The organism is Blautia sp. MCC269 (assembly GCF_018785655.1).
Classification (GTDB): Bacteria; Bacillota; Clostridia; order Lachnospirales; family Lachnospiraceae; genus Blautia_A.
Map to the genome: position 1 here is coordinate 59,389 of NZ_WQQE01000021.1, position 26,379 is coordinate 85,767.

Here is a 26,379-nt window from a genome sequence, read left to right on the forward strand (position 1 = left end):
CCGTTATTGATTATACATATCATCCAATGTCACTTCTTTTGTTTTGGCACCTTCCGTAACTGCATCGCCATAAGGAAATGCCAGAAGATCATCCGATTTCAGTCCACCGGTTACCACTGCATAATATCCGCTGTTTACAATACTTCCTACGGTAATCTGCTGCTTTTTCAGAGTTCCCTTAACATCTTTGTAAACATAACTGTTTCCATTTTCCGTCCGGATAAAGGCTTTCATTACAACCAGACTTCCCTTGGCTAGTTTATTGGATTTCAGTGATACCGTTACATAATCCTGATCTGTAAACTGCAGTGACCGGTCTGTAATTTCTGCATTAAAAGTATAATAAGATACATTCGGGTTGGAATCTCCGCCATAGTAGAAATAACTGGATGATTCTACCGGATAATCCGATACATTCAACACTTTTGCCTCAAAGCTTCCCGAGTCATAACTGGTACACTGAAGAAGTGCTCCTTCCTGCATCTGATCCCTCATCAGCTCACTGACTGTTCCGGTTACATAGAAGCCATCTTTACTTTTTACTTTCAAAAAAGCATCTCCATTGTAGGAACCTGTCGCCTCATCCCCGATATAAGCTACGGTTCCGTCCAGCTTGCTCGTTACCAGCTTATTTTTTACTTTATTTTCAAGTTTGGTGATATTCAGATTATTTTCCTCGATATCCAGTTTCAGGCTTGCAATCTTGTTCTTCTGGATCTTGATGGCATCCTCTCTTGACATAGTTGAGCTATCTGTACTGTCGTCTCCATCGCTGCCGTCATCTGGAATTTCATCATCTGTGGTGTCATCATAAGTGGATGCTCCATCCAGCGTAAACTCTGTCTCTGCATACATATAAACTGGGTTTTCCAAAAGGCTTCCATCAATCAGATAATAGCCGGTACAGGAAAGTTTTCTATCCTGAAAATCAGCAATGGTATCATTTTCGTGAAATTCCAGCTGAAACCAGCTGCCACCTTCCTGCACTACTCTGGTTCCATCTGCACTGTAACCTGCCATCCGGTTAAAAAACGAACCCATAACTGTAACCTTGCCTTTTGCACTGCTTACAAGAAAAACATATGGATCCTCTTCTGTTCCTGTTCCTGTAAAAGGCTGTGATGTATCATCCAGTTTCTGATAAAACTCCGGTTCTCCGTCTGTAATTCCGGGAATTTCCTGTTCTGTTCCGTTCCCATTGGGATCAGGAAGTTCATCTGGTTCCAAAGTAGGTGTTGGTGTAGGGGTAGCTGATATTGCAGGTTCATCCGGATTTTCAGTCGGATTTTCTCCGTCTGTAATGTCATCTACCTCCGGATCCTGATAAGACGGCTCCATAATCAGCCCATCACCCAAACCGTCAGAACCGGATTCTGTACTTTCTGATTCCTGGTCTGCACTGCCGGCAGACGGAACCTCTTCTCCCTGAACATCTTCTATCTGCCCGGAAATATCCTCTGTAGAATCAGATTCTACATCTGTAAAAGCGCTGAGGAGCAATGGCTGAGTCGCAGCCGCCAGATAACTGCCAGTTCTATTCTCTGCTGCTGATCCTGTCGTAGACTGCATATCTTCATCTCCATTTCCGCTGGAAGAAGGATCTGTCGAAGACATTTCATCATCTCCGGCACTGCCGGTATCTCCTGTGGAAGCGTCCAGTTCATCGGTACTGTCTGTACTGTCCTCAATAGGCCCGCCATTCTGAAGACTTGTGAGACGATTCTGTGCTTTTGTAAGATCCTGTTCCTGTTTCTGGAGTTTCAGTTTTGCAATATTCAACTCCATTTCCACAAGTGTCATATCAAAAGAGATCAGATTGTCTCCTTTTTTTACATCGTCTCCCTGAGAAACATAAATTTTCTCAATGATCATATCTTTATCCATGTTTATATTCTGAGAAACATTTGTGGTGATGGTTCCATCCAGTGTTGTTTCCGAATACCAGTCCGTCAGGAGGTTGCTGACGCTGGTTACCGGCACTTCTGTCACCTTATTTTTTTTCACATGCTCAAGTCCTGTGTAAATTCCTCCGGCTGCCAGTGCCACAACCAATACGCCAACAATAACTCTTTTCACCACTTTCATGCTATCACCTCTTTTCCTGCAGCTCTCCATCCCGAATTGTGACAACTCTCTTGGCATGTGCCGCAATTTCCGGATCATGCGTGATCATCAGTACAGAAACTCCCTCATCATTCAGTTTCTGAAAAAGTTCCATAACCTGTGCACCGGATTTGGTATCCAGAGCACCGGTCGGTTCATCCGCAAGAAGAAGCTTCGGATTATTTACAATTGCTCTTGCAATGGCAACTCTCTGCATCTGTCCACCGGATAACTGATTAGGTTTAAAATTCACCCTGTCCGCAAGACCCACACGTTCCAGAGCTTTAAACGCCCATTCTCTCCGCTCTTTTTTGGGAATTTTCGCATAATTCAGCGGCAGTTCCACATTGGTCAGTGCGCTCTGTCTCGGAAGAAGATGAAAACTCTGAAATACAAATCCAATTGTTTTCAGACGTAGATCTGACATTTCATTTTCCGAACACTTCGCAATGTCTTCCCCATTCAGAAGAAACGAGCCTTTTGTTGGCTTATCCAGACATCCGATGATATTCATCAGAGTGGTTTTTCCGGAACCGGATGGTCCCATGATCGCCACATATTCTCCCTCTTCCATGGAAAAATTAACATCTTTTAATACGGGAACCGTCATTTTCCCCTGCTGGTAATCTTTATATATTCCCTTTAAATCCAAAATCATTCCGTCGGCGCTCCTTCCATCGGGACAAGATCATCTCCCGAAGAAATGTCATCTGTTACATCTGTCATATCGCTGTCCTCAATCATCTCCGGCTCAGCTCCGTCACTTTCCAGATCACTGTAATCTTCTCCGCTTTCATCCAGAGAATCTTCTTCATCCGAAGTATCCCACATGGCAGATGTTGTCTGATCAGCAGTTCCCTCCACAGCAGACATACCTTCTTTCAGTTCGTCTGTCGGAAATGCGATTTTATCTTTCTCAGTAAGTCCATCGGCAATTTCATATTCCGCAAGATTTTCGTCATACTGTCCAAGCACAACATCCCTCTTCACCAGTTTATTTCCAGCATCTGCAATCCACACATACGGACTGTCTGTATCTGCATCCACAATAAAATAATCATTCAGCCAGATACCTACTTTATTGTCATCCTGTCCTTCATCCAGCTCAATATAAACATGCTGTCCGAGCATCAGGCCGTCAGAGGAATCCAGATTCACATAGAACGGATATGTACTGGACGAAGTCTGATCATCGCTGGTACTGGACATTCCAAACATTGCCATATCCGAACTGTTATTACTTGCGGAATTATCCATATCCACAGAACCCATGGTTCCTTTCCATGTCTTGGACGAGTCAACTCTGGAGCGGATAATTACCGGCGTTCCCTCTATGATAGAATCCCGGTTCACCTCATTTACCGTTCCTTTCACACGATAGGCTCCCGTACTTAAAATTGTGATAAATGCATTACTGGAACTGTCTCCGGAACCGGAATCACCAGAATCAGAGGAGCCTTCTGTGAGCGTATCATCTACGCCATCTGAATCATCTCCGCCCATCTTCGAAGTATCAATCTTCTGAATCACACCATCAATTTCACTGCGAACCTCTGTATTCTGTGTGGCCTGGGAAAGTTTTTCAATTTCCGCCTGTTTACTCTTCTGATCATATTCATTCTTCTTGAGATTCATTTTCTGAGTTTCAATTTCTATTGTATAAGAAAGCTGATTGTCTGCTGTAGCTTTCTTTTTCTCAGCTTCCAGAGTTGTAATCTGATCTGAAATACTTAAAGCCTCATTTTTAAGCCGATCCAGTGCCAGCTGTGCTTCCTGAAGGCTCTGCTGGATGCTTCCCAGATCATACTGAAAAAGAAGCTGGCCTTTTTTTACTTCCTCACCGGTTTTTACCTGTACTTCTTTTACTTTCCGTCCGCTTTCAATTTTTACCTGAACGGTTTCCTGCGGTTCCACTACACCAGCGTAGCGATTTTCCACTCCGGAGTCCATTTCTGAAAGCTTACTTATCTTCGTTACATATACAGTATCACTGCCACTTTTGGATCCTGCATGGTGTGTATAATAATACCAGCCGCCAGCTCCAATCCCCGCTGCCAGTATCAGAATCCCAAAGGCAATTAAAATACGTTTCTTCATATCTGTCCCCTTTTCCCAGCATAATGTGGAAACTACAAGTTACCTAAGATATCATAGCAGATTGAACCGAAAAAGAAAAGTCTTTGCGGAAAACGATGCAAATTTCACAAATTTTTCACTGTTTTTTTATAAAAATCGTATAGTTTTAAGGGATTTTTGACTTTTGATGCGATATCTGATAAAATGAGATGTAAATTTTTTTGAAAGGAAAGAACGATATGAAGACAGTGAAATACCTGCTGGCTTTCTTTTTTGTTTTTCTGGCAGTTTCTGTATGTGGCTGCTCCTATTCGGCAAAAACATCCGCAGAGAAAGCAATCAAAAAAGATCTGGATCTTCTGAAAAATCTGGATTCTGAAACAACCATGAAATACATATCGTACCAGGAACTGTTCCCGGATTCTGATGATAATACAGAACTTTCTGATGATATAAAGGAAGTTTTTTCTCTTTTTTTTCAGAATTTTGATTATAAAATTCTGGATGTCTCTACAGATCAGAATCAGGAAACCGCTTCTGCCCAACTCCGGCTTACCACTCTGGACGCTCAGGCACTTGCCAGGGATTTTGTATCCCAGAGCCTTCAGGACGAAATACTAAAAGCCGCCTCTGGTGATAAAAACACAGAAGAAAATGAGAATTCCCTGGAACAGCGTTATCTCCGGCTCCATAAGCTTCTGAAAAACAATTCCTACAAAACCGTAGATCGTAACGCTTCCATTCAGCTGATTAATCATGGATCTCCCTCCAATCCAAACTGGGAGATCACACACAGCTATTCTCTTGAAAATGACCTGGTTGGTGGTCTGATCACTTATCTGTCCGATCCGGATCTTGTACCACCCGATGAAACTCTTGGCGTTTATCTGAAAACACTGCAGGAAATGGATGTGCAGCAGATGTCCAATTATCTTGGACTGGATTCCATTCTGAATACTTCAGATCCTGCCAAAAATGCAATTGCCTCCGCGCTTATGGAGCAGTTTCATTCCTGCTTCAATTATAAAATCACCGATACTTCTGTTTCCGGTTATCTTGCAGAAGTTCAGGCGGATCTGACTACTTTTGACAGTGATTCGATCCTCTCTCAGTACGAAGAAGAACTGAATACCTATCTTGCATCAGCAGACGCAGTTATAGACGGTTCTCAGAAACGGTATAATAAATCTCATGAACTGCTTCTTGACAGCATAAAAAACAATACAACTACAACTACGGCTAATGCAACTTTTCATCTGACAAATGACGGTGTCTCCTGGAAACTAGAGGATGCCGGCACAGAACTTGGAAATGCTATTTTCGGAACACTTACCGCTTCCCCGGTCCCGGAAGATGCTGCCGGAGATGAAAACGCTTCCGATTCTGATGATAATGAATAAAAATCTATTCTGCAAATAAAAATACCCGTTTGGATTTTGTTTCCGCCTGACAGGCAGCAAAATCCAAACGGGTATTTTTTATACTCCGGATATGATCTTTATAAAAAGCAGTGCAAGGACTATAAGGATAATCGGCCGGATGATCCGGCTTCCGTTTTTCATGACCATTCCCGCACCGGTATAATGTCCGGCAATAGAAAATACAGACGCTGCGATTCCAAGCATGATCACGATCTTTCCGCTGAGCAGAAATACGGTAAGGGCTGCTACATTGGAAGAAAGATTGGTGACCTTCATGGTACCGGACGCTTTTGCTACGCTCATTTTTCCAAGTCCTGTATACAGAAGCAGGAGAAAAGTTCCTGTTCCCGGGCCATAAAAACCATCATAACATCCCACCGCAAGAGAACATAAGGCACAGATCAGAATCTGCTTCTTTCTGGCGATCTCTCCGCCTTTTTCATCCATATTCTTCTTACGCAATACATAAAAAGCAACCACCGGAAGTACCGGGATCAGCATATAACGCAAGATTTTATCACTGGCAATAAGTGCTACATGTGCTCCCATTGTTGATCCCAGAAGCGCCATCGGGATACACGGAAGTACCAGAATCCAGTCTACAAACTTATTCTTACACAGACGTACCGTAGAGATCAGAGTTCCCGTTGCCGACGACAGTTTGTTAGTAGCAACAGCATTATGTATGGGAACTCCGGCCAAAAGATAAGCAGGCAGGGAGATCAGTCCTCCCCCGCCTGCTACAGCATCTACAAATCCGGCAAGAAATACAAGTGGACAAACGATCAGAAATGTATAGATTGTCGGCTGCATGATTTTTATTCTTCCTCTTCTTCCTTCGCAGGCTCAAGATCAAGTCCCAGCTCGTGAAGCTGTGCCTCACTTACCTGGCTTGGTGACTGAGTCATCAGGCAGGAAGCATCTTTTACCTTCGGGAATGCGATAACGTCACGGATGGTATCTGCCTTTGCCATAAGCATAACAAGTCTATCAAGGCCGTATGCCAGTCCAGCGTGAGGCGGAACTCCGTATTTGAAGGCGTCCAGAAGGAATCCGAACTGCTCATGTGCAGCTTCTTTTGTGAAACCAAGTGCCTCAAACATTCTTTCCTGGATATCATCCTGATGGATACGAACACTACCGCCACCGATCTCATTTCCGTTAAGAACGATATCGTATGCTTTTGCACGGACTTTTCCCGGATCTGTGTCAAGAAGCGGCAGATCCTCTTCCATAAGCATGGTGAACGGATGGTGCATTGCTGTGAAACGGTTCTCCTCCTCGCTCCACTCAAGAAGCGGGAACTCTGTTACCCATACAAAACGGTACTCGTTCTTGTCAAGAAGATCCATCTGTTTTGCAAGCTCAAGACGAAGGGCACCAAGTACATCGTATACCAGTTTTGTCTTGTCTGCTGCAAAAAGAAGCAGGTCTCCCGGCTTACCGTCCATAGCTTTTACAAGGGCATCCATCTCTTCATCCTTCATGAATTTGGCGAAGGATGATTTTCTGGTTCCGTCCTCTGCGATGGCAATGTATGCAAGGCCTTTTGCACCGTAGCCTTTTACGAACTCAACAAGTTTGTCGATCTTCTTTCTCGGCATTGCGCCCTGGCCTTCTGCGTTGATACCACGAACGCTTCCGCCGTTCTCAAGAGCACCTGTGAATACACCGAAACCGCAGTCTTTTACGATATCGCTGACATCATGAAGCTCCATGCCGAAACGCATATCCGGCTTATCAGAACCGAAACGGTCCATAGCTTCCTGCCAGGTAATTCTCTGGATCGGAAGTTTTACATCGATGTCCAGAACTTCTTTGAACAGGAATGCAAGATATCTCTCATTAACATCGATAACATCATCTACATCTACGAAAGAAAGCTCCATATCGATCTGTGTGAACTCCGGCTGACGGTCAGCACGAAGGTCCTCATCACGGAAGCATCTTGCAATCTGGATGTAACGGTCAAATCCGGAGCACATCAGAAGCTGTTTGTACAGCTGCGGAGACTGTGGAAGTCCGTAGAAGCTTCCCGGATGAACACGGGATGGTACCAGATAGTCTCTGGCTCCCTCCGGAGTACTCTTTCCAAGCATTGGTGTCTCGATCTCAAGAAATCCCTCGTTTGTGAAGAACTGTCTTGTAAGCTGAGCAACTTTACTCTTCATCATGATATTTCTCTGAAGATCCGGTCTTCTTAAGTCAAGATAACGGTATTTCAGACGGATCTCATCTTTTGTCTTGCTGTTCTCCTCGATCGGGAATGGCGGTACATCTGCCTCAGCAAGAACACGGAGAGATTTTACACGAAGCTCGATCTCACCGGTTGCAAGATTCTCGTTTACGGCTCCTCCACGTTTCTCTACAGTACCAGTTACAGCAATGACAAACTCACTGCGAAGTTTGCCGGCTTTTGTAAAGCCTTCCTCGTCAATGCTGCCATTTTCAAAAATCAGCTGCATGATTCCGGAACGGTCACGAAGGTCTACGAACACAAGACCTCCTTTATTTCTGGCTTTTGCCACCCATCCCATTAATGTTACTTCTTTTCCGACCATCTCTGTGGTCACTTCTGCACATCGGCAGGTTCTGTGCAGTCCCTGCATGCTTTCAGCCATCTCTTTATCCTCCTCAATTTCAGTCTCTATTGAAAAACTCTACAAATTCTGTATAACCATCTGCTGCCAGCTGGTCTTTCTGGAACTTTTTGTTCTTCTTCATAATGGAGATATTGATCTGTGTACCGGCACTTCTCTCCTCTGTTGCCTGTTTCAGGATGTTCAGAAGCTTGTCTGCCGGCATATTCTTCTCGATCAGGTATGCTTTCTTGCCATTCTTGGTCGGGATCTCATAACCTCTCTCAAGAAGCAGCATAACGATTCTCTCAAATCCGATGGAGAAACCGCAGGCACAGGTATTATTTCCTGTGAACTTGCCGATCATCTCATCGTAACGTCCGCCACCGCCGACGCTTCCACCGAACTCGTCCATGGAGATCTCGAAGATCGGACCTGTGTAATAGGACATTCCACGTACCAGTGTCGGATCAAAGGACATCTTGAAATCTGCTGTTTTTACAGATTCTACCGTATTGATGATGGTCTCAAGATCCTCTGCGATACCTGCATCCAGAACATCGGAAAGTTTCTCTTTAATATAACGGACACCCTCAACATCGTTGGTGATCTCACGGAAAAGTCCCAGATAAGTGTCAATACTCTCTTTTGCAAATCCTTCTTTCTCAAGCTCCTCAGCAACACCCTCGATGCCGATCTTATCCATCTTGTCAAGGATGATGAATACGGTGTCAAAGCTCTCTGCCGGGAATCCGCTGTACTGAGCCATTGCTTTCAGGATTCTTCTGTCATTGATACGGATGGTAAAGTTGTGGAAATCCAGTTTTCCAAGAAGTGTTGTTGTTGCAAGTACAAGCTCGATCTCAGCCAGGTAAGTCGGCTCACCTAAGATATCGATATCGCACTGCATAAACTGACGGAAACGACCTCTCTGCGGACGGTCAGCTCTCCATACATTTCCCATCTGAAGTGCCTTAAACGGAGCCGGAAGCTCATTGGCATTGTTGGAATAATATCTGGAAAGCGGTACAGTCAGGTCATAACGGAGACCGGAATCTGTCAGATCATTTTCTGTTTTTGCAGTATCCAGTTTCAGTTTCTCGCCTCTCTTCATGATCTTGAAGATCAGTTTCTCGTTTTCACCACCCTGCTTGCTGCAGAGATTCTCGATATGTTCTACACAGGGAGTCTCAATTGCGGAAAATCCAAATGTTCCGTATGTCTCTCTGATCATATTCATTACATAGTTACGGATTGCCATTTCCTTCGGTAAAATGTCCTTCATTCCTGTAACCGGTTTCTTCTTTAATGCCATAGTTTCCTCCTTTATGAATCACCCTCTGAAATGCAAGAAATACCTGCATATCAAAGTTTTTAATCTCATCGATCATAAGTTTTAAGACCTCATCGTTCTCAAGTGCTTTCCGGTAAGGTCTGTCCATGCTTAACGCTGCATATACATCACACACTCTCAGGATTCTGGCACCTATGGGAATTTCTTCGCCGCTTTTGTTACTGGGGTAACCACTGCCATCAAAATTCTCATGGTGGTAGAGAATACTTTCCAGAACGTAATCTGAATATCCCTGATCTTTCAGGATCTCATAACCCAAAGTAGAATGCATACGGACATACTTCAGTTCTTCAATGACCATCGGATTCTGTTCCTGTCCGTTGATATATCCTTCCAGCTTCAGCTTGCCGATATCATGGAGCATTCCGGCAATGGCCAGCTGATAACATTCTTCCTTACCAAGGCCAAGCTCCTTTGCCACATCATAGGCAAGATTGCTGACAACAACTCCATGTTTCAGTTCTGCGGAAAGATCCATTTCCAGAATCCGGTCCTGCGTAGTCTCATTTATCTTCTGTACGCTTTTCAAGGATCTGTCTCTCCTTTCCGTCTACAGCCATTTTTCAATGCCTGTGCGTTTTCTCTCGATCATCTCATCAATACGTGCGATATAATTGGTAACATCCTTTACGTTCTCCACACGCTCGATCCGCTGTCCGTGATCAAACACCAGCTTGGAGGAACCACCAGCACCCAGTGCGATGATCGGCTGCTTTTCCTCCATAATCAGTATATTGTAAATCCCTGCTTTGTCAACCTCAGAATAACCTACATTCTCGAAATTTCCCTTCATATTCTTCTGTCTATACAGATAATAAGGGCCCATTCCCATCTCATAGGCAGTTTTCATGGTCAGGTTCATGATCTCCTGATTATTTTCAAAAGTCATCTCCTGGTATTGATCGCGGAAAATATTCAGTCTTGCCGCACGCTTCACAGCAAGAGAATGTACCGTCAGGCTGTCCGGCCCGAGAGCTTTTACCTCATCCAGTGTATGCTGCACTTTCGTGATATCCTCACCTGGAAGGCCCACGATCAGATCCATGTTAATGTTGTCAAACCCGGCTTCTCTTGCCAGATGAAATGCATTTTTTGTCTGCTCTACCGTGTGACGTCTGCCGATAATATCCAGGGTTTCCTGATTCATGGTCTGTGGATTTACGGAAATTCTGGTAACCGGAAATTCCCGGATCGCCTGAAGTTTTTCCAGAGTGATACTGTCCGGTCTTCCTGCCTCAACCGTAAATTCCTCCAGTTCCTCACAGGGGAAATATTCCGTGATCGCGCCAAGAAGCCGCCGAAGCTGATCCGGTTCCAGTGTGGTCGGTGTTCCGCCGCCAATATAAACCGTGTCCAGTTTCCGGTTCTTCATCATCTTGGAAACCGCCTGGATCTCTTTGATCAGTGCATCCAGATAGTCTTCTACGTATTTACGCCATCTCTCAAGTGGATAGGAACTGAACGAACAGTACAGACAGATACTTGGACAGAAAGGAATTCCCACATAAAGGCTGTAACCGTTCTCATAATCAATATTTTTCAGGATGTCCCTCTCACGGTTGGCAATGGTAACTGCAAGTGCTGTTTTCTCCGGGCTTACCAGATACTGTTCCCTCATATATCTGGCGATCTCTGTATTTTTCATTCCAGACTCCAGCATACCCATGGCCATTTTTACAGGACGGATACCTGTAAGATTACCCCAGGGAAGCGTCTTTCCTGTAGCACTGGAAAGCATCTGATACAGGGCATATTTGATGGCGTCCTTATTTTTTCTGCGGGTATCATGGGCGTCATCGCAAGAAATAAGGGCATCCGAAGCTTCTCCACTGGATTGCCCTTCTGTCACAGCCCCATGGGCTGTTTTTTTCTCTATTCCGTTATCGTAACTGATGGTATAACCTTCTTCATCACGGGAAACCCGGAAGCGGATATCATAATCCGCATCATCTTCCTCATAAAGAGAAGTGATCTCATTTCCGGGGTAAAACGCTTTGATCAGCTCATACACATCATGTTCAAAATCTCTGTTCTGAAACAAAATGCCAATCTTATACAAATGGATTATACCTCTTTTCGTAACCAATGGTTGTGGATGTGTCATGTCCCGGAAATACTTCTGTATCTTCCGGCAATGTATCCACAAGCTTGTGAAGGCTTCTTACGATCTCCGCGGAACTTCCGCCTGGAAAATCGGTCCTTCCAACAGAGCCACAGAACAATGTATCTCCGCTGAAAAGCACGCCTTCGTCTTTAATATAGTAGCAACAGCTTCCCTTGGTATGTCCCGGTGTATGGAACATCTGGATGGAAAATCCGGCTGCTTCAAAAATCTGACCGTCATCCAGAAGAACATCCGGCTTAATGGAACAGGATCTTCCATAAACAGCAGTCATATTTACTGTGGGCTCAGCCAGCATCGCTTCTTCCTGTCTGCAGGCATAAACCGGGATCTGATATTTTTCCTTCGCTTCCTTCACAGCCATGATGTGGTCAAAATGGCCATGGGTCAGAAGGATTCCCACCGGTTTTCCCTGCATAAGAGCTACCTTCTGAAAAACCTTCTCCGCATAGTCTCCCGGATCTACGATCAGCAGCTCTCCGGTCTCCTTATTCTTCAGAAAATAACAGTTGGTAAACACCTGTCCCAGCACGCACTGCTGCATTTCAAGCTTACTCATAAAATTTCCTCCGTTTATCGGGTCAGCCCGTTGTTCTTTCTACATCAAGAACACTTTCAACCTGACGGATCTTCTCGATCAGGGAATTTAGTTCCTGTTTACTGCATACATTAAAGGACATGGAGATCGTCGCACGTTCCTGCTTGTTGGTACGGCTGTTGATGGAACGAAGATCGATCTTCCGCTCTGTAAAGATCTTGGAAATATCTACCAGAAGTCCGGTACGGTTGTTTGCGTAAACCTGGATCTCTGCCTCATATTTCTCAGAATCAGCCTTATCCGGCATCTGCCACTCTGCCTCAATGAGACGTTTCCTGTCGATCTCCGGCATATTGAGGACATTCACACAGTCCGTACGGTGAATGGTGATTCCTCTTCCTCTTGTGACAAATCCCACGATCTCATCTCCAGGGATTGGACTGCAGCATTTGGAAAAGCGGACTGCCACATCGTGGATACCTTTTACCACAATGCCACTCTTGCTCTTGGCAATGTGCAATTTCTCCTGTGACTCGGAAGCAGCTTCCAGAACCTGCTCATCTGTAAGATTTTTCTTGTGCTCCCGCTCATAGGCTTCTACCAGTTTATTGAACACCTGACCTTCCTTCAGGCCGCCATGTCCGATGGCTGCCAGCACGGAATCCCAGTCACGGAAACCGTATTTATGCATTACGGATTCCATATACTGCGGCTTAGTGTACAGGCCTGGTTTAAATCCTTTGGTCTTGGCATACTGGTTCAGCATGTCCTTACCTTTCAGGATGTTATCTTCTTTCAGTTCTTTCTTAAACCACTGGTTGATCTTGTTCTTGGCCTGTGTGCTCTTTACGATCTTCAGCCAGTCACGGCTTGGGCCTTGAGAATTCTGGGATGTGATGATCTCAATACGGTCGCCGTTTTTGATCTTGTACTCAATAGGAACCAGTTTACCATTGACTCTGGCGCCTACCATCTTATTTCCTACTGCACTGTGCACGCTGTATGCAAAATCGATTGGTGTGGAACCATTGGGGAGAGTTTTGACATCACCCTGGGGAGTGAAACAGTAAACACTGTCTGCAAAAAGATCCAGGTCGTTTTTCAGAAGGCTCATGAACTCCCGGTTATCGGACATGTCTCGCTGCCACTCCAGGATCTGGCGCAGCCAGTTCAGCTTCTCCTCCTCGCTCTTGCCAGGTTTCTTGCCATCGGAAGTTTCCTTATATTTCCAGTGGGCTGCAATACCATATTCTGCGGTTTTATGCATTTCGAATGTACGGATCTGGATCTCGAAAGGCTGTCCGTTGGGGCCAATCAGTGTTGTATGCAGAGACTGATACATGTTGGCTTTCGGCATTGCGATATAATCTTTAAATCTGCCCGGGATCGGCTTGTACATCTCATGGATAACACCAAGTGCTGCATAACAGTCTTTTACGGTGTCCACAATGATACGCACGGCAAACAGATCATAGATCTGGTCAATGGTCTTGTCCTGGTTGACCATTTTCTTATAAATACTGAAGAAATGTTTCACACGGCCATCCACCTGCGCCTTGATGTTGGCATCTTCCATGTGCTGCTTTACCTGCTTCACAATAGAATTGACAAACGCTTCACGGGCACTTTTACGAAGGGCTACTTTTTCTACAAGGTCATAATAAACATCTGGTTTCAGATATTTAAGTGAAAGATCATCCAGCTCTACCTTGATCTTGGAAATACCAAGACGCATGGCAATGGGAGCATAAATATCCATGGTCTCTCTTGCCTTCTCCTGCTGTTTCTCCGGTCTCATATACTGCAAGGTACGCATATTATGAAGACGGTCTGCAAGTTTGATCAGAATAACGCGGATATCTTTGGCCATTGCAAGGAACATCTTCCTTAAGTTCTCAGCCTGGACCTCTACCTTATCCTTGGAATAGGACAGCTGTCCCAGCTTGGTAACACCATCTACCAGAAGTGCTACCTCAGAACCGAATTCCTTTTCCACTTCTTCATAAGTCATCCAGGTATCTTCTACTGCATCATGAAGAAGACCTGCCACAATGGTCTCCTTATCCAGCTCAAGATCCGCAAGGATGATCGCTACACAGAGAGGATGAATGATATAGGGCTCACCGGATTTACGTTTCTGATCCTTGTGTGCCTCACTAGCCACTTTATAGGCCTTTTCGATCATGGAGATATCTGTAGACGGATGATATTTCTTCACGCTTTTTATCAGCTCCTGATAAAGAACCTCAGGGCTTGTAAAATCATGCATGGATTTTACCGCCGCATCTGCCTTCCGGACAGATTCCATTTTTTCTTTTTCTTCTTCCTTCTGTATTTCAATGTTCTGTTTTTCCGTATTTTTTGTCTCTGCCATTAAATCCCACCTGCCTGTGCACAATTTCATACTGCCGTATGACTACAACAGTTCACATCCCCTTCCACCGACAAAAATTACTTTCCGTCGTAACAGATCACAGATGCTACATCATAGCCTTTCAGACGCTCACGTCCTTTCAGGCCTGCAAGCTCCATGAGGAAAACAACTTTCACAACGATGCCGCCAAGCTCTTCCACAAGCTTAATAGCTGCTTCCACGCTTCCGCCTGTAGCGATCAGGTCATCTACGATTACAACCTTCTGTCCTGGCTTGATAGAATCCTTATGCATCTCGATCGTTGCACTTCCATATTCCAGATCGTAAGTTCTAGAAATGGTCTCACATGGGAGCTTTCCTGCTTTACGTACCAGAACGAATGGTTTATGGAGATTGTATGCGATCGGCATACCAAAGATAAATCCTCTGGATTCAAGGCCTGTGATCACATCGAAATCCACACCTTTCAGACAGTCCTGCATGGAATCGATCGCAAGCTGTAATCCATCCGCATCCTGGATGACACTGGTGACGTCACGGAAAATAATCCCTGGCTCTGGAAAGTCCGGGATACTTCTTACATATTCTTCTATTTTTTTCATAATAACCTCCAATGGTTTAATTTGTCAATCAGATGATAGATAGTATAGCACTTTTTCTGTAGGGAATCAATGTGCAACCCGACAGAACTCGCAGAATTCCGACAGGCTTTGGATTGCATATTGCCCAGTGTACAGCCGAATCTCCTTTTATTCCGTAAGATAATTTCGGATCGCAATCTGCAAAGTCTCTCTTCCCTGGTATCTGTTGATCTCCGGATAATAGGTTACCGCAATAGAGCTGCTGTTTTTTACCTGATTTACAAATTCATCTGCTTCTCCAAAATAGACCGCTTCCATCACACAGCCGGTGCTGTCTGAGAGCTGAAGTTTGGCCACATTCCTATTTTTACCAAGAACACGGCTGCTTAAAACACGAAGTCCTTTCTGAGCAAAAATCGGCTTGGTATTTCCTTTTCCAAAAGGTTCCAGCAGGGATATCTCTTCCACAAGTTCCTTATTAATATAGGAAACCGGCATCGGCACATCAATAATGATCTTTGGCATCAGATCTTTTTCTGTCAGTGTACAGTTTTCGTTTAACCGTCTGCGGAATTCTTCCACATTTTCTTCTTTGATAGATAATCCTGCAGCCATGGGATGACCGCCATACTGTTCCATCAGATCCCCACATTTTACCAGTTCTTCAAACATGGAGTAGCTTTCTATGGAACGGCCACTGCCCTTTACCATTGTTTCCCCTTTTGTCAGAACAAAGACCGGTTTATTGTACTTTTCCCGGATACGTCCTGCGATAATTCCGGCAAGGCTTTCGTGACAGTCCGGTAAATAGATCACAAGAACACGGTCCTGTCCGATTTCTGTCTCTTCCACAATACGGATCGCTTCTTCTTTTCCTTCTTCGGTAAGAGCTTTTCTGCTCTGATTCAACGCGGTCAGATCACCGGCAAGTTTTGCCGCTTCCTCTTCCGTCTCCGCACAGAGAAGTTTCAAAGAGCGTGCAGCGGTATCCAGTCTTCCGCTGGCATTGATACATGGCCCCAGCACAAATCCCACATGATAAGCAGTGATCGGCCCATCTTCCAGACCGTTGGCACGGATCAGTTCACTGAGACCTTTGTTGGAAGTGTGAGAAAGTCTTCTCAGCCCTTCTTTTACGAGGATACGGTTTTCCCCCTGAAGATCCATGACATCTCCTACTGTGGCAATGGCCCCCAGTTCCAGAAAGTCCTCCAGCTCTTTTGAGGGAATACCGCAGGCTTCATAGAGAGCTGTTACAAGCTTCAGGGCAACCACTGCCCCGCAGAGTCTTTTTTCCGGATAATTACAGTCCGGCTGTTTGGGATTTACAATGGCATCGGCTGGCGGAAGGATCAGCTCTCTGCCGGCTTCTGTTTCTTTATAGGGAATCTCATGATGATCGGTTATGATCACTGTTATTCCTTTTTCCTTTGCCATCGCAATCTCATTGTACGCCGCAATTCCGTTATCACAGGTAACAATTACGTCAATCCCATCGTTCACTGCTCTTTCGATCAGGTGCTCGTGGATCCCATATCCGTCAGCCACCCTGTCCGGAATATATGTATCTGCCAGTGCACCTACTCGCTTCAGTCCTTTAATGAGGATGAACGTGGACACTACACCATCAATATCATAATCTCCGATAATACGGATACGCTTTTTTTCTTTTATTTTATTTCGCAGGATTTCCACTGCTTTATCCACATCTTTCATTAAATGTGGGGAAGCCAGTTCTTCTACGGTTCCGTAAAGGTATCTGCGGATCTCCTCTCTGTCCTGTACATCCCGGTTCCGGATCAGTCTGGCGATTACCGGATCAATTCCAAACTCTTTCCCAATTGCCGTAAAATCCGCCCGTTTTGCGGCAACAACCCATCGTTCCATGTTGTTTCCTCCTCGATGCTTTGTCGCTTTCTTCCTTCAAAGCGACACAATAATAATATTGTAACCCATAATCCCGTCTGGCTGCAAGTTTTTTGTGACGCACAAGAAAACACCGCATAAAAAAAAACGTTCCGCCGGGAAATTATCTTTCCCGATACGGAACGTTTCTGTTATTTGGCAGTTTTACTCGGATTTCTCCTCGTCGCTCTGCTGTTTTGCTGCTTCCTGCGCCGCAAGACGCTCAGCAACTCTTTTACGGTTTTTCTTCTTTGGCTGCTGCGGGGCTGCCGGCTGTCCGGATGGCTGTTTTGCCTTTTTCTCAGAGGAAGTCTGAACGGACGCTGCTGCAGCTGCCGGTGCGGCAGTACGGTTCTTTCTGAAAGTCTTCATGGTGTACCACAGAGCACCTGTGATGCATACAGAAGAATATGCTCCGCCAATGATACCTACCATCAGAGGTGCTGCAAATTCTTTAATAGAAGAAACACCCATCACATAAAGAATTGCGACCATTACAAATGTTGTCAGAGATGTGTAAATGCTTCGTGTCAGAGTTTCTGTAACACTGGTGTTTACGATCTCTTTCAACTTCTCATCTTCGACTTTCTTTCTGCCCTTCATATTCTCACGGATACGGTCGAAGATGACGATGGTGGCATTGATAGAGTAACCTACGATCGTCAGCATACACGCGATAAATGTATTTCCTACAGATGTTCTGGAAATAACATAAAATGCAAGTACAACCAGGACATCATGAAGAAGTGCAAGTACCGCACTGCTTGCAAAGCGGATATCCTTGAAACGGAACCAGATGTAAAGAAGCATGAAGATCGCAGCTACGATAACGGCTACGATAGCATCTCTTCTCATCTCATTGCTAACGGTAGCGGAAATATTCTCAGATGTGATCAGGCTTGTGTCTACATCAAAGTTTTCTTCCAGTGCCTTGTTCAGTGCTTCACGTTCCTTAAGGTCCAGAGAACGTGTTTTGATCACTACCTGATTGGTTCCCTGAACTTTGGTCGGCTGTACGTTCTTATCTCCTGTCACGGCCTCAACAACCGGTGTTACCTCAGAGTCGATCTCCTTGATATCCATCTCTTTGTTGAAGGTTACATTGGTAGAAGTACCGCCGGAGAACTCCAGACTGTAATTCATGGCTTTATCACCGATCACATTGCTGTGGATCAGCATTCCCACAGGTCCGCAGAGGATCAGGATAATGGAAATGGTAAAGAAGATCTTTCTCTTTCCAACAAAATCCACAACCTTACGCTCTTTGGCAACGCCGTAGAATTTCGGATCACGGACACCAACTGCGTATACTGCATTGATCACAAATCTGGACACAACCAGTGCTGTAAACATGGAGATCACGATACCCATTGCCAGTGTATAAGCAAATCCCTTAACGGAACCGGAGCCCAGCCACATCAGCACGCAGGCTGCGATCAATGTTGTAATGTTTCCATCAAAAATAGCGGAAAACGCTTTGCTAAATCCACTCTTGATCGCTGCATGGACCGAAAGACCTGCCGCGATCTCCTCACGGATTCTGGCGTAGATGATAACGTTGGCATCCACCGCCATACCAATGCCCAGAATGATACCTGCAATACCCGGAAGCGTAAGGGTGATATCAAAGGCATTCAGTGTAATCAGCATTAAGGTTGTATAAAGAACCAGTGCAACAGATGCAACCAGTCCAGGAATACGGTATGCAATGATCATGATCAGCATAACGATTACAAGACCGATTGCTCCGGCTTTTACACTTGTAGCAATAGCTTCCTCACCAAGCTGTGCAGCTACTACGCTGGAACGAAGCTCAGTAAGCTCAAGGCTTAAGGAACCGATTCTTATGTAAGAAGCAAGGTTCTGTGCCTCTTCGGTACTTGCCATTCCGGTGATCTGTGCTTTTCCACCGGAGATCTCCTCATTTACATTCGGAGCACTTAAAACCTGATTGTCATATACGATTGCGATCTGCTTGCCAACATTTGCTTTGGTAGCTTCCGCAAATTTCTTTTTTCCATCTTTTGTAAGAGTCAGGCTGACTGCGTATTTCTGGGAGCTTGTGGATGAATCCTGATAAGCACCTCCCTCAGCATCTGCAACGTCTGTACCTTCCAGTACAACAGAGCCGGCCTTCTGGATATCCTCAATGCTTCTTGCAAGGACATATCCGCTCTCGCTGTTTCCTGTTGTAAAGTTCTGGTTTCCGTCTGCATCTGTCTGATCAATGAAATACAGGGAACCTGGTTTTCCAAGTTCCTCCAGGATCGCATTTGCATCTGATACTCCCGGAATCTCAATGGTAATACGGTTGGAACCTTCCTGATACGCCTGTGCCTCAGTACTGTACTGAGAAACACGCTGCTGCATCTTGTAAACAGTATCGGACATGTCTTCCTTGCTCGGATTGCTGTCCTTAGCCTGGTATGTGATGCTGACACCGCCGGCAAGATCAAGTCCGGTGTTGATGTTCTTAGCCGAACCTGTACCTGTAGGGCCAATGCCTACCGCAGCCACATAGCAGAAGAATACTGTGACAATTGCTGTCAGAAGCAGCACTGCAATTCCTCTACTTTTCTTCATTTTCTTTTTCCTCTCTTATTCCGCCAAAGCGGCTTTTATCATGATAGCGCACTCCACACGCTTCCTCTGGAGTTCGCATCCGATCTTATAATTTCCCCGGATATCTCCGCCGAAATGATAACCATTTGCCGCACAGCCGCCGCTGCAGTAGAATCTGGCAAAACAGTCTTTACAGTCCGGTTTTGTGTAGACGTTACATCTTCCGAAATCTTTTACGATTTCAGGTTTTGTGATTCCCTCGTCTACATTACCCATGAGGTACTGCTCCTCACCGACAAACTGGTGACATGGATAAAAATCTCCCCACGGTGTGACAGCCAGGTACTCGGTTCCTGAGCCACATCCGGAAAGACGTTTGTATACACACGGACCACCGGTAAGGTCGATCATAAAGTGGAAGAAGTTGAATCCTTTTCCCTCTTTTTCTCTTTTGATCATTTCTTTTGCAAGAATGTCATACTGTTCCAGGATCTGAGGAATATCCTCCTCACGGATGGCATACTCTTCTGTATCTGCTGCTACAACCGGCTCCACAGAGATCTGTTTGAAGCCAAGGTCAGCCAGATGAAGAACATCCTGGGAAAAATCAAGATTATGATGGGTAAAGGTTCCTCTTACATAATACTTGTCCTGATTTCTGGACTCCGCAAATTTCTCGAATTTCGGCATGATCAGATCATAACTTCCTGCACCTTTACGGAACGGGCGCATGTAATCATGGACTTCTTTTCTTCCGTCCACACTTAAAACTACATTTCCCATCTCTTTGTTACAGAATTCCATAACCTCATCATTTAAAAGAACGCCATTGGTTGTCAGTGTGAAACGGAATTTCTTATTATGAAGCTTCTCCTGCTCTCTTCCATATTTCACAAGATCCTTTACAACCTGCCAGTTCATAAGCGGCTCGCCACCAAAGAAATCCACTTCCAGATTCTTTCTGGAACCGGAATTGGCGATCAGGAAATCCAGTGCCTTCTTTCCAACTTCAAAGGACATCAGCGCACGTCTTCCATGATACTCTCCTTCTTCCGCAAAACAGTATCTGCATGCCAGATTACAGTCATGGGCAATATGAAGGCAGAGAGCCTTTACAACGGTCTGACGGTTCTTGGTAAATTCGTCAATGATATTCTCATAAATATCCTTTGTAAAAAGCATTCCCTGTTCCTTTAGCTTCTTACATTCAGTTACTGATGTTTCCACATCTTCTTTCTTAAAACGGTCGCCAAACTTATTGGCAATAGCATCCGCTTCCATGCCTTCTTCCAGATACGGCAGTACCTCGTAGGTTACTTCATCTACAAGGTGGATACAGCCGCTGTTGATGTCCAGCACGATATTATATCCATTACTCTGATAACGGTGAATCAGACTCATCTTCCCGCAATCCTTTCTAAAAATCTTTTATAACCCGACAAAACGCGCCCTCCGGCGCGTTTTGCTGGATACCTGTTACTTTCAGATAAAACAAGTGAAGCAGCGGGTCTCCCGCTGCTTTCCACTCATTCAACGGCTGCTTCTTATTTATGCTCGCAGCTCTGGTTTCCTACTGTACAGGAAGTCTTGCAAGCAGACTGACAGGATGTCTGACATTCGCCACATCCACCCTTCTTAACCGTGTTCTGAAGGTTCTTTGTATTTAATGTCTTGATATGTTCCATGATATATCCTCCTTTATGTATTCTATTCTCCGCCTAGTATAGCATAAAATTGTCGATTTTCAAAGCATTTTTTTGCAAGCTTTTACGACAGCATTCCCCCGATGGCCCCGCCGCCCAGGCACATAAAAAAAGTAGTCACTGCATGAGCAAAAGTCATATCCCATTTTCCCTGTGCCAGAAAAGATACTAAAAGCAGAAGAACATAATAAGAAAGCCCTGTAACGATTCCCCACAGGTAACGGTTCTTACGCATAATTTTACCGGCTGCCAAACCTCCGGCCAGGCAAGATGCCACATAAATAAAAACGGTTCCCGCAGCTGCCGCTCCCTCTCCCAGTTCAAACTGAAAAAGAAGAAAAGCCAGTAACAAAAGAAAAATTCCTGTCAGTCCGTAAGCCAGCAATAGTGACCATAACACTGTTTTTACACGCATAAAAAGCCCTCCCAGTCTCATTATACGGGAGGGCTTCTGCTCTTATTCTTGTTATTTATTTCTTTCTCTTTTTAAGAAATACCACCACGCCGGCTACAACTGCCGCTGCCACAAACAGGATCACAAACGGAAGAATCTGTGTCGTATCTCCGGTATTTACCTGTTTCTTGGATTTCGCCTGTGAAGACTGATCTTCGGACTCACTGCTCTCCGTATCGTTCTGTGAAGAAGAGTCTGTCAGCTCTGCAGTTCCGGAAGACAGATCTTGGGACGTATCCATTTCATCTGTACTTTCACTGCTGTCGCTGGAGGTATCCACAGAACTGCTTGCTCCTGTATCTGAGGATGAAGTATCCGCTGCCGGTGTCACTGTCACACTGCTGTCACTTCCAGCATCCGGTCCTACCAGAGATTTACTTCCTGCAATACCGAACGGGCTGAAGGAATGTGTACTAAATGTCATGGTATCTCCGTCAACACTTGGAATGATCGTTTCCATAGCGCCATTGTCAAGAAGGTGCTCAATAGAATATGTATAGCCTGCTTTTACCGGCACGGTTACGCTGATGTACTCACCATCCGGAATTTTATACTCTGTATTCTTCTGTGTATCCCAGAGCTCAAATTCATAGGATTTAAAAATAGCCGCATCTTCTTCGTTTGTGAACTGATAATCATCTCCGCCGGAAACACGGAACTGTACATACCATGGAAGATCTATACCGGATACTGTAATTCCATCACAGGTATGATTCTGCTGTGCAATCGCTTCCATCTCTGTCTCTGTAATGTCTGTAGCTGCATTCTGTGGACGTTTATCTTCCGGCTCATCTTTTCGGTCAAAGATATTATCTGTATTTTCATCCGGATTTTCCGTTATTTCCGGAATCTCTGTTATTTCAGAATTGTTCTCTTTTTTATTATTGTCAGTGTCCTCTGTATTATCGCCTGTATCACTGGCTGCCGGTGTCACAGTTGTCTCAGCAGTTTCTTCCTCTTTTTCTTCTGTGTTCTGGCTGTCATCTTTCTGAACCGGTGTTACCGTAATATCCGGAACTTCTGTTACCTCCGGATCTTCCTCATTCTTATCCTCCTCAGCCGGATCTTTCACATCTGTGGAAGAATCTGAATTTTTGTCTGTACTGCTGTCAGCGGAAGAACTGTCACTGGAAGAATCCTCCTGATCTGCATTCTCATCCTTACTGTCCTGCTGTGTCTCTTTGTCAGAAACATCTTTGCTGTCTTTATCACTGTTTTCTGTGTCATAAGATTCATCAGACTGAGAAGAATCTTTCTGTTCATCATTATCGGTATCTTCCGATGCGCTGTCCAGGCTGCTCACAACAACTGTCACATATCCGGTAAGAGTCCCGGACGCACTGTCCCACCCTGGAAGTCCGGAAAGATCTGCACCTGCGGAAGGTTTAAATACAACTTCACAGGACTGGACCCGTTTCTGTGGGACATAAGAACCATCAACCCAGGAAAGTGTTCCATATTCATTCGATGGAAGTGCGACATTCGCCAGAGCTGTAGGAGTGTCAATCGTAATATTATCCGGAATCATGGCTCCTGTCTCAATCCCGGAAGAACTGCCCGCATATGTCGGAAAAGCCTGTCCACCGATTAAAGTCATAGACAACGCCGCTGCCGCCAGTATTGAAAAGCTTCTGCCAAAAGTATTCTTTGTATTCTTTTTCATAATAATCTGCACCTCTATATTCAAAATCTTCATTTTATATCTGATTTTTTTCTGAAAATTCTTCTATATAAAATATCGAACGCATTTATCACGCGCCCGAATCAATATTTCTCCAAAAATTAATATCTTGTTAATCTTTCGTAACAGATATTTCGTTTTTTCGTCAAAAGCATTATAACACAATTCTTTTTTTTACGACACCCCCAAATTAATTTTTTTTAAGCATCAGTGAAAACTGTTTGATTATTCGTGTTATTTCCCCCATTACCTCATCAATTCCTTCATTTGTCTCACTCCATGTGCTTTTATCTATCGAATCCACACAACATGGAACTACAAAGAATTTTGTATCCGGATACAGCATTTTGTAATACATCAGCGCACGTCTTGCATGACAGGTTTTACAGCAGAGAATCGCCTTCTGAATATTCAGCTGTTCTCTGTCTGTTACCTGTCTGGAATAAATTGCATTTTCATACGTAAATGTAGCCTGATCTTCTTTCAGAATCATTTCTTCCGGTACTCCGTTTCTCATAAGAACATCCCTGAGAAATTCCCATTCCGTCCCGTATGTTCCTCCATAACATTCCTTTTTATCCAGCACCCCGGCAAATTTTCCCACAGTAATGCTGTATCTACCACTTGGCAAAATCTTCTGCGCCAGTCCTTTCCGGTACAGTTCGGCCGCTTTTTCTGCCATCTGCGGATATCCGTTTCCCGGAACAAAAATTATGTCCGCTTTTTCCGGCAGATCCTCCACAAATATAAAATCTTCGATCTGTTTCAGAAATTCCTCATACATTTTGTGCGTTTCCTTCCTTATTTGTGTATTTTTAACGGAATCCTAACGCCAAGCATTCATTCCGCTTTTTTCTCATACCATATCAGCTGTATCATAGCACTCTTTTTTATAATACGCACCAGCAGATTGTAAAACTCACATCTACGATCCTATTCCCGGCATTATTTTGTTACAATCACAGTACTATATCCACTGTCTCTGAGACGCTGTTCCATATTCACTGCATTTCCAAGCTGCATATATGCGCCTACCTGAACTTTATAGAGATCATTTTCTTTCAGAATAAAAGCCGGAAATCCCTGGTCCGTCAGCTGGTACAGCATCCGGTCCGCATTTTCACGATTACGAAAAGCGCCTGTCTGTACACGGTAATACAATGGTGCATCTACGGTTTCCTCATCCAGAGTCCCAAGAATTGCATCTGCAATACTTCTGGCGATTTCTTCGAATTTCTCATCAAAAAGCTGATTGTCTTTTTCTGAATTGATAAATCCGGTTTCTATCAGAAGTGCCGGCATTTTTGTTCTGCGAAGTACAACAAGTCCAGGACGTTCTTTTACTCCCAGTTCCTGAAATCCCAGTTCACCAAGAGCGCCTTCGATGTTCTGCGCCATCTGATACTTGATTCCTTTTTTATCATATACCAGAACCTCCACACCATTGTATTGCTCAGATTCCGGACTGCTGTTTCTGTGAAAAGAAATAAAATAATCCGCACCAGATTCATTTGCCAGCCTTGCTTTTTCAAAAGGAGTCTGATAAATATCAGTAGTTCTTGTATAAACTACATCCACTCCCTTATCCTCCAGGATTTTTCCCACAGCAAGCGTGAGTTTCAGATTATCGTCTTTTTCTTTACGCTCTTTATAAACAGCTCCCGGATCTTCCCCGCCATGACCGGCATCCAGAATAATCTTATACGCCATATTTTTCTCCTCGCAATACCTTCCGTCATAATAGGATATGAAAATATTTTTTCTCTGTGCACAATTTTTCTTATCAACGTATTTTCACGTTAATTCTTCTTGACTTTTAAGCGTTAAAGCGTTATACTAACACAATCAGTGTTGCATTTATAAAATTAAAAAATGCAAAAATGCAATTATATCGTGAGGAGGAAATGAATATGAAAAAGCGTGTTTTAACAGCTGTACTTACCGCAGCTCTCGTAACCGGAACCTGTGTTGCTACTGTAAGTGCAAAAGAAGAAAAGACTTATACCATCGGTATCTGCCAGCTGGTTCAGCATGACGCTCTGGATGCGGCAACCAAAGGTTTTGAGGATGCCATCACAGAAAAGATGGGGGATTCTGTAAAATTCGACGAGCAGAACGCACAGGGTGATTCCAATACCTGTTCTACTATTATCAACAGTTTTGTTTCTGAGGGAACCGATCTGATCCTTGCAAATGCAACTGCATCTCTTCAGGCTGCTGCTGCTGGAACTTCCGATATTCCGATCCTTGGAACAGCCGTTACTGAATATGGTGTAGCTCTCGGAATCGATGATTTTGACGGAACTGTAGGTGGAAATATTTCCGGTACTTCTGACCTCGCTCCACTTGATGAGCAGGCGGATATGCTTCATGAGCTTTTCCCGGATGCAAAAAATGTCGGTCTTCTCTACTGCTCCGCAGAGCCGAATTCCCAGTATCAGGTAGATACTGTTAAGGATGCTCTCGAAAAACTTGGATATACCTGTGAATATTATGCATTCTCTGATTCCAACGACCTTTCTTCTGTTGTTACTACTGCTGCCAATGACAGTGATGTAATCTATGTACCGACAGATAATACCGTTGCTTCCAACACAGAGATCATCAACAACATCTGCCTTCCGGCAAAAGTTCCGGTAATCGCAGGTGAGGAAGGTATCTGCCAGGGATGTGGTGTTGCAACCCTTTCCATTAGCTACTATGATCTTGGATACAAAACCGGTGAGATGGCAGTCAGCATCCTTCAGGATGGCGAGGATATCTCCAAGATGGCTATTGAGTATGCACCTAAATTCACAAAAGAATACAACAAAGATATCTGCGACGAGCTTGGCATTGAAGTTCCGGATGGATATGAAGCAATTGAGACAGAAGAAACAGCTGAATAATCGGTAAAAAACCTATTATACACTGATGCAGCGAGAAG

At 44.4% G+C, this 26,379-nt stretch carries 21 protein-coding genes; 2 read left to right on the forward strand and 19 right to left on the reverse strand.

Annotated features, from left to right (window positions below):
- Window positions 1-3: 3 nt before the first annotated feature.
- Genes GPK88_RS07190 through GPK88_RS07200 form a run of 3 tightly spaced genes read right to left on the reverse strand, consistent with a single transcriptional unit; the run spans window position 4 to window position 4,200 of the window.
- Entirely contained in the window at window positions 4-2,085 is a 2,082-nt protein-coding gene (locus GPK88_RS07190) for a hypothetical protein (RefSeq protein ID WP_173771391.1), read from the reverse strand.
- A gap of 4 nt (window positions 2,086-2,089) precedes the next feature.
- Window positions 2,090-2,761: an ABC transporter ATP-binding protein gene (locus GPK88_RS07195; RefSeq protein WP_173771393.1), complete on the reverse strand. Its 672-nt coding sequence runs from the start codon at window positions 2,759-2,761 to the stop codon at window positions 2,090-2,092.
- Window positions 2,758-4,200, reverse strand: a complete 1,443-nt coding sequence (locus tag GPK88_RS07200; RefSeq protein WP_215707644.1) for an efflux RND transporter periplasmic adaptor subunit — start codon at window positions 4,198-4,200, stop codon at window positions 2,758-2,760. The genes GPK88_RS07195 and GPK88_RS07200 overlap by 4 nt, the downstream gene beginning before the upstream one ends.
- Window positions 4,201-4,418: 218 nt before the next feature.
- Here GPK88_RS07200 and GPK88_RS07205 point away from each other — a divergent pair, with 218 nt between their 5' ends.
- Window positions 4,419-5,579, forward strand: coding sequence for a hypothetical protein (locus GPK88_RS07205; RefSeq protein WP_148446505.1), 1,161 nt, complete (start codon window positions 4,419-4,421; stop codon window positions 5,577-5,579).
- 78 nt (window positions 5,580-5,657) lie between these two features.
- Here GPK88_RS07205 and GPK88_RS07210 read toward each other — a convergent pair whose 3' ends face one another.
- The 16 genes from GPK88_RS07210 to GPK88_RS07285 all read right to left on the reverse strand — a co-directional run bounded on the left by GPK88_RS07210 (window position 5,658) and on the right by GPK88_RS07285 (window position 25,163).
- Entirely contained in the window at window positions 5,658-6,413 is a 756-nt protein-coding gene (locus GPK88_RS07210; RefSeq protein ID WP_173762318.1) for a TSUP family transporter, read from the reverse strand.
- A 5-nt stretch (window positions 6,414-6,418) separates the two neighbouring features.
- Complete coding sequence (gene aspS / locus GPK88_RS07215) at window positions 6,419-8,221, reverse strand: aspartate--tRNA ligase (RefSeq protein ID WP_021977283.1); 1,803 nt, start codon at window positions 8,219-8,221, stop codon at window positions 6,419-6,421.
- Window positions 8,222-8,240: 19 nt separating this feature from the next.
- Entirely contained in the window at window positions 8,241-9,494 is a 1,254-nt protein-coding gene (gene hisS, locus GPK88_RS07220) for a histidine--tRNA ligase (RefSeq protein ID WP_173762319.1), read from the reverse strand.
- Window positions 9,427-10,062, reverse strand: coding sequence for an HD-GYP domain-containing protein (locus tag GPK88_RS07225; protein ID WP_256442558.1), 636 nt, complete (start codon window positions 10,060-10,062; stop codon window positions 9,427-9,429). Before GPK88_RS07225 ends, hisS begins: the two co-directional genes overlap by 68 nt.
- Window positions 10,063-10,083: 21 nt before the next feature.
- Window positions 10,084-11,637: a coproporphyrinogen dehydrogenase HemZ gene (hemZ, locus tag GPK88_RS07230; RefSeq protein WP_178003921.1), complete on the reverse strand. Its 1,554-nt coding sequence runs from the start codon at window positions 11,635-11,637 to the stop codon at window positions 10,084-10,086.
- Window positions 11,585-12,214, reverse strand: coding sequence for an MBL fold metallo-hydrolase (locus tag GPK88_RS07235; protein WP_215707645.1), 630 nt, complete (start codon window positions 12,212-12,214; stop codon window positions 11,585-11,587). The genes hemZ and GPK88_RS07235 overlap by 53 nt, the downstream gene beginning before the upstream one ends.
- A 22-nt stretch (window positions 12,215-12,236) precedes the next feature.
- A complete protein-coding gene (locus tag GPK88_RS07240; protein WP_021977279.1) occupies window positions 12,237-14,567 on the reverse strand; it encodes a RelA/SpoT family protein in 2,331 nt (776 codons plus the stop codon).
- Window positions 14,568-14,644: 77 nt separating this feature from the next.
- Complete coding sequence (locus GPK88_RS07245; protein ID WP_021977278.1) at window positions 14,645-15,169, reverse strand: adenine phosphoribosyltransferase; 525 nt, start codon at window positions 15,167-15,169, stop codon at window positions 14,645-14,647.
- A gap of 147 nt (window positions 15,170-15,316) precedes the next feature.
- Entirely contained in the window at window positions 15,317-17,035 is a 1,719-nt protein-coding gene (gene recJ, locus GPK88_RS07250; RefSeq protein WP_215707646.1) for a single-stranded-DNA-specific exonuclease RecJ, read from the reverse strand.
- A 183-nt stretch (window positions 17,036-17,218) separates the two neighbouring features.
- Window positions 17,219-19,636 carry a protein translocase subunit SecD gene (gene secD / locus GPK88_RS07255; RefSeq protein WP_174096079.1) on the reverse strand — a complete coding sequence of 806 codons (2,418 nt, stop codon included), beginning with the start codon at window positions 19,634-19,636 and terminating at the stop codon, window positions 17,219-17,221.
- Window positions 19,637-19,651: 15 nt separating this feature from the next.
- Window positions 19,652-21,016 carry a thioether cross-link-forming SCIFF peptide maturase gene (gene scfB / locus GPK88_RS07260; protein ID WP_173762323.1) on the reverse strand — a complete coding sequence of 455 codons (1,365 nt, stop codon included), beginning with the start codon at window positions 21,014-21,016 and terminating at the stop codon, window positions 19,652-19,654.
- Window positions 21,017-21,159: 143 nt separating this feature from the next.
- On the reverse strand, window positions 21,160-21,300 hold the full coding sequence (scfA, locus tag GPK88_RS07265) for a six-cysteine ranthipeptide SCIFF (protein ID WP_015524633.1): 141 nt from the start codon (window positions 21,298-21,300) through the stop codon (window positions 21,160-21,162).
- Window positions 21,301-21,382: 82 nt separating this feature from the next.
- The gene (locus tag GPK88_RS07270) at window positions 21,383-21,733 is read right to left on the reverse strand and encodes a TIGR04086 family membrane protein (RefSeq protein ID WP_148446517.1); all 351 of its coding nucleotides are present in this window, start codon (window positions 21,731-21,733) and stop codon (window positions 21,383-21,385) included.
- A 55-nt stretch (window positions 21,734-21,788) separates the two neighbouring features.
- On the reverse strand, window positions 21,789-23,435 hold the full coding sequence (locus GPK88_RS07275; RefSeq protein ID WP_173762324.1) for a hypothetical protein: 1,647 nt from the start codon (window positions 23,433-23,435) through the stop codon (window positions 21,789-21,791).
- 208 nt (window positions 23,436-23,643) lie between these two features.
- On the reverse strand, window positions 23,644-24,237 hold the full coding sequence (locus GPK88_RS07280) for a YdcF family protein (RefSeq protein ID WP_148446521.1): 594 nt from the start codon (window positions 24,235-24,237) through the stop codon (window positions 23,644-23,646).
- Between the two features lie 161 nt (window positions 24,238-24,398).
- Window positions 24,399-25,163: an N-acetylmuramoyl-L-alanine amidase gene (locus GPK88_RS07285; protein ID WP_148446523.1), complete on the reverse strand. Its 765-nt coding sequence runs from the start codon at window positions 25,161-25,163 to the stop codon at window positions 24,399-24,401.
- A 200-nt stretch (window positions 25,164-25,363) separates the two neighbouring features.
- Between GPK88_RS07285 and GPK88_RS07290 the strand changes: the two genes are divergently transcribed.
- Window positions 25,364-26,341, forward strand: a complete 978-nt coding sequence (locus GPK88_RS07290; protein WP_148446525.1) for an ABC transporter substrate-binding protein — start codon at window positions 25,364-25,366, stop codon at window positions 26,339-26,341.
- Window positions 26,342-26,379 lie beyond the last annotated feature (38 nt).